This window comes from Mycetocola sp. Y719, from assembly GCF_056713205.1.
The window spans coordinates 437,473-450,548 of record NZ_JBWYGY010000002.1 but is presented as its reverse complement, the minus strand read 5'-3'; the positions used below and the strand labels follow the sequence as shown (position 1 = coordinate 450,548).

The 13,076-nt window shown below is 65.7% G+C and carries 11 protein-coding genes; 6 read left to right on the top strand and 5 right to left on the bottom strand.

What is annotated here, in order from left to right:
• The first annotated feature begins 33 nt into the window (after positions 1–33).
• Entirely contained in the window at positions 34–1,668 is a 1,635-nt protein-coding gene (gene ptsP / locus AC1M0F_RS08485) for a phosphoenolpyruvate--protein phosphotransferase (protein ID WP_480237790.1), read from the top strand.
• 177 nt (positions 1,669–1,845) lie between these two features.
• Here the strand turns inward: ptsP and AC1M0F_RS08480 are convergent, their stop codons facing one another.
• Genes AC1M0F_RS08480 through sdhC form a run of 4 tightly spaced genes read right to left on the bottom strand, consistent with a single transcriptional unit; the run spans position 1,846 to position 5,322 of the window.
• Complete coding sequence (locus AC1M0F_RS08480; RefSeq protein ID WP_480237789.1) at positions 1,846–2,613, bottom strand: succinate dehydrogenase iron-sulfur subunit; 768 nt, start codon at positions 2,611–2,613, stop codon at positions 1,846–1,848.
• A 1-nt stretch (position 2,614) separates the two neighbouring features.
• Positions 2,615–4,414, bottom strand: a complete 1,800-nt coding sequence (gene sdhA / locus AC1M0F_RS08475; RefSeq protein ID WP_480237788.1) for a succinate dehydrogenase flavoprotein subunit — start codon at positions 4,412–4,414, stop codon at positions 2,615–2,617.
• A 28-nt stretch (positions 4,415–4,442) separates the two neighbouring features.
• Entirely contained in the window at positions 4,443–4,889 is a 447-nt protein-coding gene (locus AC1M0F_RS08470) for a succinate dehydrogenase hydrophobic membrane anchor subunit (RefSeq protein ID WP_480237787.1), read from the bottom strand.
• A gap of 13 nt (positions 4,890–4,902) precedes the next feature.
• Positions 4,903–5,322 (bottom strand): succinate dehydrogenase, cytochrome b556 subunit, encoded by a 420-nt coding sequence (gene sdhC / locus AC1M0F_RS08465; RefSeq protein ID WP_480237786.1) that lies wholly within the window; start codon positions 5,320–5,322, stop codon positions 4,903–4,905.
• 189 nt (positions 5,323–5,511) lie between these two features.
• Here sdhC and AC1M0F_RS08460 point away from each other — a divergent pair, with 189 nt between their 5' ends.
• The gene (locus tag AC1M0F_RS08460) at positions 5,512–6,627 is read left to right on the top strand and encodes a mannose-1-phosphate guanylyltransferase (protein ID WP_480237785.1); all 1,116 of its coding nucleotides are present in this window, start codon (positions 5,512–5,514) and stop codon (positions 6,625–6,627) included.
• A gap of 14 nt (positions 6,628–6,641) precedes the next feature.
• Here the strand turns inward: AC1M0F_RS08460 and AC1M0F_RS08455 are convergent, their stop codons facing one another.
• Positions 6,642–7,571: a 5'-3' exonuclease gene (locus tag AC1M0F_RS08455; protein WP_480237784.1), complete on the bottom strand. Its 930-nt coding sequence runs from the start codon at positions 7,569–7,571 to the stop codon at positions 6,642–6,644.
• Positions 7,572–7,835: 264 nt separating this feature from the next.
• On the opposite strand from AC1M0F_RS08455, the gene AC1M0F_RS08450 reads away from it, so the two are divergent.
• The 4 genes from AC1M0F_RS08450 to AC1M0F_RS08435 all read left to right on the top strand — a co-directional run bounded on the left by AC1M0F_RS08450 (position 7,836) and on the right by AC1M0F_RS08435 (position 13,072).
• Complete coding sequence (locus tag AC1M0F_RS08450; protein ID WP_480237783.1) at positions 7,836–8,921, top strand: BMP family lipoprotein; 1,086 nt, start codon at positions 7,836–7,838, stop codon at positions 8,919–8,921.
• Between the two features lie 85 nt (positions 8,922–9,006).
• Positions 9,007–10,521 (top strand): ABC transporter ATP-binding protein, encoded by a 1,515-nt coding sequence (locus AC1M0F_RS08445; RefSeq protein WP_480237782.1) that lies wholly within the window; start codon positions 9,007–9,009, stop codon positions 10,519–10,521.
• Entirely contained in the window at positions 10,518–11,792 is a 1,275-nt protein-coding gene (locus AC1M0F_RS08440) for an ABC transporter permease (protein WP_480237781.1), read from the top strand. Before AC1M0F_RS08445 ends, AC1M0F_RS08440 begins: the two co-directional genes overlap by 4 nt.
• Positions 11,789–13,072, top strand: a complete 1,284-nt coding sequence (locus tag AC1M0F_RS08435; protein ID WP_480237780.1) for an ABC transporter permease — start codon at positions 11,789–11,791, stop codon at positions 13,070–13,072. The genes AC1M0F_RS08440 and AC1M0F_RS08435 overlap by 4 nt, the downstream gene beginning before the upstream one ends.
• Positions 13,073–13,076: the final 4 nt, after the last annotated feature.

The following is a 13,076-nucleotide window of genomic DNA, read 5'->3' as shown; positions in this document are numbered from 1 at the left end:
GATAGGGTCGAGGTCAATCCGGAAGGAGACCCCATGCGGTTACAGGGAGTCGGCGTCGGTCGCGGCGTCGCACACGGCCCGGTGATCCGGATGCCTGATCCGATCCCCGAACCGGGAACGGGTCACCGGACCGCGGAAGCAGACGCGGAATTCGATCGCGCAGCCGGGGCGCTTCAGGAGGTCGCCGCCGACCTCGCCGAGCGTGCAGACCTCGCAGGAGGAGAAGCTAAGGGTGTCCTCGACGCGCAGTCGATGATGGCGCAGGACCCCGCTCTCCTCGACGACGTTCGCTCGCGGATCTCGACGGGGCGCACCGCCGAACGGGCGGTCTTCGAGGCGTTTCACGGTTTCCAGCAGATGCTCATCTCGATGGGCGGCTACATGGCCGAGCGCGCCGCCGACCTCGGCGACGTCTCGCAGCGCACCATCGCGAGGCTGCAGGGGGTCGCTGCGCCCGGCGTTCCCGATGTCGATCATCCGTTCGTCCTGGTCTGCCACGACCTCGCCCCCGCTGACACCGCATCGCTCGACCTCAGCAAAGTGCTCGGCCTCGTCACCATCGGGGGAGGACCGACGTCGCACACCGCGATCCTCGCCCGCTCGCAGGCCATCGTCGCCGTCGTCGGTGTGACGGATGCCGCGTCGATCTCCGAGGGGACGGTCATCCTCGTCGACGCGTCGGACGGAAGTGTGATCGTCGAGCCGACCGACGAGGAGGTGGCGGCAGCACAGCAGCGCCTCGCCGCACGGCGCGTCGAGGTGCCGATCGGGCCGGGGAAACTGTCTGACGGCACCGAGATCCCCCTGCTGGCGAACATCGGCAGCCCGGCGGACACAGCCGCTGCGCTGCTTCATGGGGCTGAGGGAGTCGGGCTCTTCCGCACCGAGTTCATGTTCCTCGGTTCGGACGCCGCGCCGACCATCGCCGAGCAGCAGGAACAGTACCGGAACGTGTTCACGGCGTTCGCTGGCAAGAAGGTGGTCGTCCGCACCCTCGACGCCGGCTCGGACAAACCGCTCTCGTTCCTGGCCACCGGCCACGAGGATAACCCAGCGCTCGGGTTGCGAGGGCTCCGTGCCACGCGCGCCAATGAGGCGATCCTCCGGGATCAGCTCACCGCCATCGTCGCTGCCGAGGCGGAGACAGGCGCCGAGGTATCCGTCATGGCGCCGATGGTGGCCGACGCGGGCGAGACCGAGTACTTCGTCACCCTCGCCAGGTCGCTCGGCGTGAAGACCGCCGGCGTGATGGCCGAGATCCCATCGTGTGCTCTCATGGCCGGTCAGGTGCTCGGCATCGCCGACTTCGTGTCGATCGGGACCAACGACCTCACCCAGTACACGCTCGCCGCCGACCGCCTGCTGGGTTCGGTCGCGTCGTACCAGGACCCGTGGCACCCGGCCGTTCTCCGGCTCGTCAAGCTGCTCGGCGACGCCGGCATCCAGTCGGGACGGCCGGTCGGGGTGTGCGGCGAGGCGGCCGCGGATCCGCTGCTGGCCGTCGTGCTCGTCGGCCTCGGTGCGACGAGCCTGTCGATGGCCCCCTCTGCCCTCGCCGAGGTGCGGACGGAACTGCGCCAGCACACACTCGAGCACGCGCGTGCACTCGCTGTCCGTGCGCTGGACGCCTCGAGCCCGGCCGAAGCGCGGGCCGCCGCCCGCGACTGACGCCTCGGGCTCCGGTCGCTGTCGAGTCGTCCCGAACGGCTGTTGTGGGGCACCTCGAACGCCGCTCCAGGACCACTCGATCGGGCGAACGACCCTTCGGGACCGATCGACCCGCCCCGTCACGCACGAACCCCTCGCTCCCGGAGGAGCGAGGGGTTCGGAGCACGCGGCCGGGCCTTACGGCTTGCCGCGCATGATCGCCTGCTTCACCTCGGCGATCGCCTGCGTGACCTGGATGCCGCGCGGGCAGGCATCCGTGCAGTTGAAGGTCGTGCGGCAACGCCAGACGCCTTCCTTGTCGTTGAGGATGTCGAGGCGCACCTTGGCAGCGTCGTCACGCGAGTCGAAGATGAAGCGGTGAGCGTTGACGATGGCGGCAGGGCCGAAGTACTGGCCGTCTGTCCAGAACACCGGGCACGAAGAGGTGCAGGCCGCGCAGAGGATGCACTTGGTGGTGTCGTCGAACCGGGCGCGGTCGGCGACGGACTGGATCCGCTCCTTGCCCGCACCGGGCTTCGAAGACGGGATGAGGAACGGCTGGACCTCGCGGAAGGACTCGAAGAACGGGTCCATGTCGACGATGAGGTCCTTCTCCAGCGGCAGGCCCTTGATGGCTTCGACGTAGATCGGCTTCGAGATGTCGAGGTCCTTGATCAGCGTCTTGCAGGCGAGGCGGTTGCGGCCGTTGATGCGCATCGCGTCCGAACCGCAGATGCCGTGCGCACAGGAGCGGCGGAAGGTCAGCGACCCGTCCTGCTCCCACTTGATCTTGTGCAAGGCGTCGAGGATGCGGTCGGTGGCGTACATCTCGACGTCGTAGTCGACCCACTTGGGCTGCTCGTCGACCTCCGGGTTGAACCGGCGGATGATGAGGGTGACCGTGAACGACTCGATGACCTCGGGGGCGGGAGCGGGGGCTGCCGCGTCCAGTGTGGCTGTCGACATCTCAGTACTTCCTCTCCATCGGCTGGTAGCGGGTCATCACGACGGGCTTCCAGTCCAGGCGGATGTGATCGGCGGCGTCAGAGGACTGCGCGTCTCCGGTCAGGTACGCCATCGTGTGCTTCATGTAGTTCTCGTCATCGCGGTCGGGGAAGTCGTCACGCATGTGACCACCGCGGCTTTCCTTGCGGTTACGGGCGGAGTAGACGACGACCTCGGCGAGGTCGAGCAGGAACCCGAGCTCGACGGCCTCGAGCAGGTCTGTGTTGTACCGGCGGCCCTTGTCCTGCACCGAGATGTTCCGGTAGCGGTCCCGCAGCAGGTGGATGGTCTCGGTGACCTCTGCGAGGGACTCGTCCGTACGGAAGACCTGGGCCTTCATGTCCATCTGTTCCTGGAGCTCACGACGGAGAACGGCGATGCGCTCGGTCCCGGTGTTCGACCGGATGCCTTCGATCGCTTCGCGGACCTCCCTGGCCGGGTCCTCGGGCAGCGGGAGGAACTCGGCGGTCTGCACGTATTTGACGGCGTTGTTGCCTGCGCGTTTGCCGAACACGTTGATGTCCAGCAGGGAGTTGGTACCGAGACGGTTGGAACCGTGGACGGAGACGCATGCGCACTCGCCTGCGGCATAGAGCCCGGGCACCACCGTCGTGTTGTCGCGGAGGACCTCGGCGTTGACGTTGGTGGGGATGCCACCCATCGCGTAATGCGCCGTCGGCATCACGGGGACCGGCTCCGTCACCGGGTCGACACCGAGGTAGGTTCGGGCGAACTCGGTGATGTCAGGCAGCTTGGTCTCGAGGACCTCGGCGCCGAGGTGGGTGCAGTCGAGGTAGACGTAGTCCTTGTTCGGGCCGGCACCGCGTCCCTCGGCGACCTCCTTGACCATGCAGCGGGCGACGATGTCTCGAGGCGCGAGGTCCTTGATCGTGGGGGCGTAGCGCTCCATGAACCGCTCGCCGCTGGCGTTGCGGAGGATCGCTCCCTCGCCGCGGGCGCCTTCGGTGAGCAGGATGCCGAGACCGGCCAGGCCGGTCGGGTGGAACTGGAAGAACTCCATGTCCTCGAGGGGGAGCTTCTTGCGCCAGATGATGCCGACGCCGTCACCGGTGAGGGTGTGCGCGTTCGAGGTCGTCTTGTAGATCTTGCCGAAGCCGCCGGTGGCGAAGATGATCGCCTTCGAGTGGAAGACGTGGAGCTCACCGGTCGACAGCTCGTATGCGACGACGCCCGCCGGCTGTTCGACACCGTCGACCACGCTCATGACCACGTCGAGCACGTAGAACTCGTTGAAGAAGTTGATGCCGAGGCGCACGCAGTTCTGGAACAGCGTCTGGAGGATCATGTGGCCGGTGCGGTCGGCCGCGTAGCAGGCGCGGCGGACGGGGGCCTTGCCGTGGTCGGAGGTGTGACCGCCGAACCGTCGCTGGTCGATCTTGCCCTCAGGTGTCCGGTTGAACGGAAGGCCCATGTTCTCGAGGTCGATGACCGCGTCGATGGCTTCCTTGGCGAGGATCTCGGCCGCATCCTGGTCGACGAGGTAGTCGCCGCCCTTGACGGTGTCGAAGGTGTGCCACTCCCAGCTGTCCTCTTCGACGTTGGCGAGGGCTGCGGCCATGCCGCCCTGGGCCGCGCCGGTGTGGGAGCGGGTCGGGTACAGCTTCGAGATCACCGCGGTCTTCGCGCCGGGTCCGGCCTCGATGGCCGCGCGCATCCCTGCGCCTCCTGCCCCAACGATCACGATGTCGAACTGGTGGTAGTGAACTCCGTCGATGATCGTGGAGTCGTTTTCTACAGTCACAGATGCTTCCAAAATATTCAGTTGGTCGTTACGCAGCGCAGAACGAGGGGAGGAGGTCGGCGGGCTGTCCGGCCGGGCACGGGTCGAAGGTGAAGACGACGAGGGTGCCGAGGATGATGAGGATCGCGACGGCCGCGAAGATCGCCGCCTTGAGCGCCAGCCTGAGTTTCGGTCCCCTGGCGTAGTCGTTGACCAGGGTACGCATGCCGTTGCCGCCGTGGATGAGGGCGAGCCACAGCATCGTGACGTCCCACACCTTCCAGAACGGGTCAGACCACTTTCCGCCCACGAAGGCGAAGTCGATGGCCTTCACGCCTTCACCGACGACGAGGTTCACGAACAGGTGGCCGAAGATCAGCACGACGAGGACGACGCCGGAGACGCGCATGTAGATCCAGCCCCACTTCTCCCAGTTCACGCCCTTCTTGCGAGCGGGGCGAACGGGGCTGCGGGGAGTGTCGAGAGTTGCAGACATGGTGCTTCCCCTCCTAGTGGCTGAAGACGTTGATGAGGTGCCGTGGCACGAAAGCGATCATCGTGATGACCCAGAGGGCGATCACGATGTAGAACATGGCCTTCTGGTAGCGGGTGCCCTTCGACCAGAAGTCGATGAGGATGATCCGCAGGCCGTTGAAGGCGTGGAAGACGATGGCGCCGACGAGTGCGACCTCACCGAGGCCCATGATCGGCGTCTGGTAGGTGCCGATCACGGCGTTGTACGCCTCCGGCGAGACCCGGACCAGTGCCGTGTCGAGGATGTGCACCAGGAGAAAGAAGAAAATGGCGACACCGGTGATGCGGTGCAATACCCAGGACCACATTCCCTCGCGGCCCCGGTACAGCGTCCCGGCTGGGCGAGGGGAGGTCGTGGAGTCCAACGGTGGTGTCCTTGCAGTCTTCACTGACAACGAACGGCCCTCCCTGCTTGAAGCGTTCTCGACCGCCGGTCGCAGCGATCGTGCGTCACAAACGGCGCGTTTGTTCAGTCTACGGGCCCGAACCGCCTGCCCGCCGGTAAGGACAGCCTAAGTATCTTGACGTCGAGAGACCTGCTCCGTTTCCCGTTCCCGACCGGCCCTGCCGGTACTCTGAGGGGCATGACCAGTCCTCTCGAACGCTTCTACAGCGTGATCCCCGCCGGCGGCATCGGATCCCGGCTCTGGCCGCTGTCCAGGGCGGACGCGCCGAAATTCCTGCACGACCTCACCGGGTCCGGCAGCACACTGCTCAGGGCCACCTGGGACCGACTCGCCCCCCTCTCGGGCGAACAGCGGATCATGGTCGTGACCGGCAGGGCCCACCGGGCGGCCGTCGAGTCGCAGTTGCCGGACCTCGCCGACCACAACGTCGTGCTCGAGAGCGACCCGCGTGACTCATCGGCGGCGATCGGACTGGCCGCCGCCATTCTCGTGAATCGCGAACCGGATGTCATCATCGGCTCGTTCGCTGCCGACCACGTGATCCGCGGCGACCGGCTGTTCAGGGCCGCGGTGACCCAGGCGGTCGCGGTGGCAGACGCCGGGTACATCACGGCGATCGGGATCCAGCCCACCGAGCCGGCCATCGGCTTCGGCTACATCCACTGCGGTTCTCCGCTCGCGGTGACGGGAGCGGACTCGGCTTTGCTCGTCGACTCGTTCGTCGAGAAGCCGAACCTCGTGACCGCCAAGAAGTACGTGTCAGGGGGAACGCACCTCTGGAACGCAGGCATGTTCATCAGCAGGGCGGACGTCCTCCTCCAGGAGCTGCGGCGCAATCAGCCGGACCTCCACGACGGGCTCGTCGAACTGGCATCCGTGTGGGACGACCCGGCGAAGCGCGGCCCCGCTGTCGACAGGATCTGGCCGACTCTCACCAAGATCGCCATCGACTACTCAGTCGCCGAACCCGCTGCTGCTGCTGGCAGGCTGGCCGTCGTTCCCGGCCACTTCGACTGGGACGACGTCGGGGACTTCGCGTCCCTCGCCAAACTGAACTCCGGTGGTCGCAAAACCGACCTCGCCATTCTCGGCGAGAACGCCCGCGTGCTATCCGATGCCTCGAGCGGCATCGTGGTCAGCCAGAGCAACCGCGTGATCAGCCTGATCGGCGTGAAGGACATCGTCGTGGTCGACACCCCCGATGCGCTGCTCGTGACGACGAGCGCCAACGCGCAGCGGGTGAAGAGCGTCGTCGACGCACTCAAGCTCTCCGGCAGGGACGACGTCCTCTAGGGCTCGACGGCGGGTCACACGTCGTTGCCGAGCGCACGGAGGGCGCGATCGGCGGCTCCGCCGAGCCCGAGGTCCGCGGACAGCCGGCGGGCCTCGCCAAGCGCATCGGAGGACAACGGGCGGATCTGCGTGTCGGTCTGCGGAAGGTCGAGGGTGCGGACGACCTCGACCACCGTCGGGGCGACGGCGAGGTAGTCGGCGGCGCCCCGGATCTTCGCGCGGAATGCCTGGGACATCTCGGCATCCGGATCCGACGCCGCGGAGATGATGGCGTCGAGGGTCCCGAACGTCCCGAGCAGACTCGCGGCCGTCTTGTCGCCGATGCCGGCGACGCCGGGGAGCCCGTCAGAGGTGTCACCCCGAAGCGCGGCGAAATCGGCGTACTGGGCGGCCGTCACCCCGTACTTCTCGAGGACGACGCTCTCGGTCAGGACCTCGAGCTTGCTCATTCCCCTGGCGGTATAGATGACGCGGACGCCGCTGTCGTCGTCGATGAGCTGGAAGAGATCACGGTCGCCTGTGACGACGTCCACAGGGATGCTCGATTGGGAGGCGAAACTGCCGATCACGTCGTCCGCCTCGTGGTGCGCGGCGCCGACCACGGTGACGCCGAACGCGGTGAGCATCCGGCGGATGAGGGGGATCTGCGCCACGAGGAGGTCAGGGGTCTCCTCGATGTCCGGTCCGTCCGCCATGACCCGTTCCACCCGGTGCTGCTTATAGCTGGGGATGAGGTCGACCCGCCACTGGGGGCGCCAGTCGTCATCCCAGCAGGCGATGAGGTGCGTCGGCTCATAGTCGGTGACCAGCCTGGCGATGAAATCGCAGAGTCCGCGAACGGCGTTGATCGGCGTGCCGTCGGGCGACTTCAGCGTGTCAGGCAGGCCGTGAAATGCGCGGAAGTACAGCGAAGCGGTGTCGAGGAGCATCAGTCGCTCATTCATGAGTCGATCATGGCACGCCGCTCGAACGCCCGGGGTGCTCTCATGCGGACCATCGTGCTCATCCGAGCAGACGCGCTTCTGAGCGATGCTCATGAGAGCGGACGCCTGATGTAACGCGATGCTTCCCTCTAGGCTCGCGTCGAACAGCTATGTAACGCTTCTGTTTCGAGAGTCATCCACAGCGTCGTGGCCTTCGTAACATTCGGTAACGTATGCCCATACCCGCCCTCGCGAGTCCCGCAGGGCTGCATCCTGGAGGTCACATTGACAATCAATACCCGTAAGGTCGCTTTCGCCGGCCTTGCCACTGCAGGCGTCATCGCCCTGCTTGCCGGCTGTGGACAGGCTCCAGCCAGCAACGGAGATCCCACAGAGGCAGCTCCCGACTTCCTCCCATGCATCGTCTCAGACGCTGGTGGGTTCGATGACAAGTCCTTCAACCAGTCCAGCTACGAGGGCATGGTCCAGGCCGCTGAAGAGCTCGGCGTGGAGATGAAGGAAGTGGAGTCAGACACCGAGGACGACTACGCACCGAACATCACCAGCCTCGTCGACCAGGGCTGCGACCTGATCGCGACCATCGGCTTCGCGCTTGCTGACGCAACAGCAGCGGCAGCTGAAGAGAACCCCGACGTCAACTTCATCATGCTCGACGACAGCTCGATCGAGGCAGACAACGTCAAGCCGATCATCTACGACACGGCCCAGGCCGCGTTCCTGGCCGGCTACGCCGCTGCTGACTTCTCGACGACCGGTGTCGTCGGAACCTTCGGTGGCATGCAGTTCCCGACCGTCACCATCTTCATGGACGGGTTCGCTGACGGCGTCGCGTACTACAACGAGCAGAAGGATGCCGCTGTCAAGGTCGTCGGCTGGGATGTCGCAGGCCAGACCGGTTCATTCACCGGTGGCTTCGAAGCCAACGACACCGCCAAGCAGCTCGCAACGACGCTCATCGGACAGGACGCAGACGTGCTCCTCCCGGTCGGTGGACCGATCTTCCTCAGCGCCATCGAGGCCATCGCGGACTCCGGCAAGGAAATCGCCATGATCGGTGTCGACGCCGACCTGTACGAGACGGCAGATTCGGGCCAGGAGCTGTTCCTGACCTCCATCCTCAAGCAGATGAAGTCCGGCGTCTACGACGTCGTCATCGCTGCTGGCGAGGGTGACTTCGACGCCACCCCGTACGTGGGCACGCTCGAGAACGACGGTGTCGGAATCGCTCCGTTCCACGACTTCGAGGACAAGGTCAACGACACCCTGCAGGCTGAACTCGACGAGATCAAGGCCGGCATCATCGACGGATCCATCGAGGTCACCTCGCCGTCGTCGCCTGCGGCCGAGTAACACCTCTCGACGTCAACCCGTAAACAGATTCGGGGAGACCGGCTACGGCTGGTCTCCCCGAACTGTTGGAACGTAGGATTCACCCATGAAGCTCGAACTTCGCGGCATCACCAAACGATTCGGTGCGCTGGTTGCCAACGACCACATCGACCTGACCATCCAGCCCGGCGAGATCCACTGCCTGCTCGGCGAGAACGGTGCAGGCAAGTCCACCCTGATGAACGTCCTCTACGGCCTCTACCAGGCCGAGGAAGGTGACGTCCTGCTCGACGACGTCGTCCAGCACTTCGCGGGACCGGGCGACGCCATGCGTGCAGGCATCGGCATGGTGCACCAGCACTTCATGCTCATTCCCGTCTTCACGGTCGCCGAGAACGTCATGCTCGGACACGAGCAGACGGGCTTCGCCGGCAAGCTCGACCTCGATGCTGCTCGCGCAAAGGTGCGCGAGATTTCCGCGAGGTTCGGATTCCACGTCGACCCTGATGCCCTCGTCGGCGACCTTCCGGTCGGCGTGCAGCAGCGCGTCGAGATCATCAAGGCGCTCTCCCGCGACGCCCGCGTCCTCGTCTTCGACGAGCCGACCGCCGTGCTCACCCCGCAAGAGACCGACGAGCTCATGGCCATCATGCGCCAGCTCAAGGAGGACGGAACCTCCATCGTCTTCATCACCCACAAACTGCGCGAGGTGAGGGAAGTCGCCGACCGGATCACGGTCATCCGCCTCGGCAAGGTCGTGGGGGAGGCATCCCCGACGGCATCCAATTCGGAACTGGCCGCACTCATGGTCGGTCGCGCCGTCGAGCTCACCGTCCACAAAGAGGTGGCGGTCCCCGGCGCAGCCAGTCTCATCGTCAAGAACCTCGACGTCGTCGACCCGCTCGGGCTGAAGGTCGTCAACAACGTCAGTTTCGAAGTTCGCGAAGGCGAGATCCTCGCCATCGCCGGCGTCCAGGGCAACGGCCAGACGGAGCTCACCGAGGCGATCATGGGCCTTCAGCCACGCGTCTCGGGTGAGATCAGCCTCAACGGCGAACCGCTCACCGGACTCAGCGTGCGTAAGATCCTCAACGCCGGGGTCGGCTTCGTTCCAGAGGACCGCACCGAGGACGGCCTCGTCGGCGAGTTCACCATCGCCGAGAACCTCATGCTCGACCGCTCGGACCGGCCGCCCTTCGTCCGAAACGGCAACCTGCAGCTCGGCTACCTCGCCGAGTTCGCGCAGGAGAAGAAGGACGAGTTCGACATCCGGGCCGAATCGATCAGCACCCGCGCCGGGCGGCTCTCCGGGGGCAACCAGCAGAAGGTCGTGCTCGCACGGGAACTGAGCCGTGAGCTCAAGCTGTTCGTCGCGTCGCAACCCACACGGGGAATCGACGTCGGCTCGATCGAATTCGTTCACAAGAGGATGGTCGCGACGCGGGATGCAGGAATCCCCGTCGTCGTCGTCTCCACAGAGCTCGATGAAGTCGTCGCGCTCGCAGACAGGATTGCAGTGATGTACAGAGGATCTATCGTCGGAATCGTTCCGGGGGACACCCCCAGGGACGTCCTCGGACTCATGATGGCCGGCGAGCACCCGAGCGGAGCCGCCGCGTGAGCGACACGACGGCGACGACGGCTCCGTCGGGCAACGAGCCGAAGCGGGCACCCGACCAGGAGGAGGTGCCTCGCAGCAACCAGATCATCTCCGACATCCTCAACGGCAACCTGATCATCTCGGTCCTCGCGGTGATCTTCGCCCTGCTGATCGGCGCTGTCCTGATCGCGGTCACCAACGAAGACGTCCAGACGGCATCCGGATACTTCTTCGCAGCCCCTGGTGACACGCTCGCCGCCATCTGGAATGCGGTGTCCGGAGCGTACGGCGCGTTGTTCCAGGGCGCGATCTTCAACTTCCGTCGCGACAACTTCCTCGACGCCATCAAACCGCTGACGGAGACCCTCACCTTCGCGACGCCGCTGATCGCCGCTGCGCTCGGTATCGGCATCGCCTTCCGCGTCGGACTGTTCAACATCGGTGGTCGAGGACAGATGCTCATCGCCGCCGCGTGCGCCGGGTGGGTCGGTTTCTCCTTCGAACTCCCGTGGGGGGTCCACCTCGTCGTCGCCCTCATCGCCGGAATCATCGGCGGTGCCCTGTGGGGTGGCATCGTCGGGCTGCTCAAGGCCCGCACAGGCGCCCACGAGGTCATCCTGACGATCATGCTGAACTACGTGGCGTTCTACCTCATCTCCTGGATGCTGCGGACCCCTGGCCTCCTGCAGGCGCCGGATTCGGTCAACCCGAAGTCGCCGCCGATGATGGAGACGGCGATTCTGCCTGACATCCTCGGACCCCGGTACAACCTCCACCTCGGCTTCCTGCTCGTCATCGCTGCGACGATCTACGCGTGGTGGCTGCTCAACCGGTCGAGCCTCGGCTTCCAGTTCAGGGCCGTCGGTGAGAACCCGAACGCCGCCCGCGTCGCCGGTATCAACGTGAAGAACACCTACGTCTACGCGATGCTCATCTCCGGTGGCCTCGTCGGCCTCGCCGGGGTGATGCAGGTGCTCGGAACGGTGACCACCGGCTTCTCCGCCGGCATCGACGCCGGCATCGGCTTCGACGCCATCACCGTCGCCCTGCTCGGCCGGAGCAAACCGTGGGGCATCTTCGCCGCGGGAGTCCTGTTCGGTGCGTTCAAGGCCGGTGGGTTCGCCATGCAGGCGGCCGAAGGCATCCCGATCGACATCGTCACCGTCGTGCAGTCGCTCATCGTCCTCTTCATCGCAGCGCCGCCGCTCATCCGTGCCGTGTTCTTCCTGCCGAAGCAGGGCCGAACCCGCAGAGCGCTGCCGAGCGTCTCGAAGGAGGTGGAGGCGAAGTGACCACCACCACGACCGCATCCGAGTCCATCTCTGCCAGCCTCGAATCGGCAACGATCAAGAGTTGGAAGGCGCCGATCGCGTACGCGATCTTCTCCCTGATCGCGATCATCCTCTTCGTCGTCAACGGACGGGACGGCATCAGCCGGTTCCGTCTCTCCAACGAATCTGATGTCATCCAGCTGCCGCCCATCGACAACCCGACCCGGGTCACCTGCATCATCGTGGTCGTCATCCTCATCGCCATCACCGCGTACGCGACCTGGCTGGCCAGCCAGGCGAAGCGCATCCCGTTGTGGCTGACGATTCTCTTCGCCATCGCGTTCATGTGGGGGTTCCTCACCTGGGCCGCAGCAGGCGAGACCATTCCGATCACCGGGCTGCTGCTCGGAACCGTCGCGCTCAGCGCACCGCTGATCTTCGGATCGCTCGGCGGCGTGATCTCCGAACGTGTCGGTGTGGTGAACGTCGCGATCGAGGGCCAACTCCTCGCCGGGGCGTTCCTCTCGGCGTTCGTCGCATCGCTGACCGGCAACCCCTGGGTGGGCCTCGTCGCCGCGATGGTCGCCGGTGTGCTCGTGAGCTTCCTGCTCGCCGTCTTCTCGATCAAGTACGTCGTCGACCAGGTCATCGTGGGTGTCGTGCTCAACGTACTCGTCGCCGGGCTGACGAGCTTCCTCTATTCGACGGTGCTGACGAGCAACACCCCGCTGTTCAACTCGCCGCCCCGTTTCCCGAGGATCAGCATCCCGATCCTCAGCGAGATCCCCATCATCGGGCCCGTGCTGTTCAACCAGACCGTCATCATCTACTTCATGTACGTCGCGGTCTTCGTGGTCTGGTGGGCGCTGTTCCACACCAAGTGGGGCCTGCGGCTCCGCTCGGTCGGCGAGCACCCCCAGGCCGCTGACACGGTCGGCATCAGGGTCAACCCCACCCGGTTCTGGAACGTCGCCCTCGCCGGCGCGATCGCCGGGTTCGGCGGTGCGTACTTCACGCTGGGTTCCGTCGGAGGCTTCACCAAGGAGATGACGGCCGGTGCCGGGTTCATCGCACTCGCCGCGGTCATCTTCGGCCGGTGGGATCCGATCCGGGCGACCCTTGCCGCGCTTCTGTTCGGCTTCGCGACGAACCTGCAGAACGTCCTCGGTGCCATCGGTTCCGGTGTTCCGAGCGAGTTCCTGCTGATGCTGCCGTACGTCGTGACCATCTTCGCGGTCGCCGGGCTCGTCGGATACGTCCGCGGCCCTGCGGCATCCGGCAAACCGTACATCAAGTCATAAGGGG

Coding starts and splice junctions, on each gene's coding strand:
- AC1M0F_RS08460 (WP_480237785.1), top strand. CDS start 5,512: ATGACCAGTCCTCTCGAACGCTTCTACAGCGTGATCCCCGCCGGCGGC.
- AC1M0F_RS08470 (WP_480237787.1), bottom strand. CDS start 4,889: ATGTCTGCAACTCTCGACACTCCCCGCAGCCCCGTTCGCCCCGCTCGC.
- AC1M0F_RS08455 (WP_480237784.1), bottom strand. CDS start 7,571: ATGAATGAGCGACTGATGCTCCTCGACACCGCTTCGCTGTACTTCCGC.
- AC1M0F_RS08445 (WP_480237782.1), top strand. CDS start 9,007: ATGAAGCTCGAACTTCGCGGCATCACCAAACGATTCGGTGCGCTGGTT.
- ptsP (WP_480237790.1), top strand. CDS start 34: ATGCGGTTACAGGGAGTCGGCGTCGGTCGCGGCGTCGCACACGGCCCG.
- AC1M0F_RS08480 (WP_480237789.1), bottom strand. CDS start 2,613: ATGTCGACAGCCACACTGGACGCGGCAGCCCCCGCTCCCGCCCCCGAG.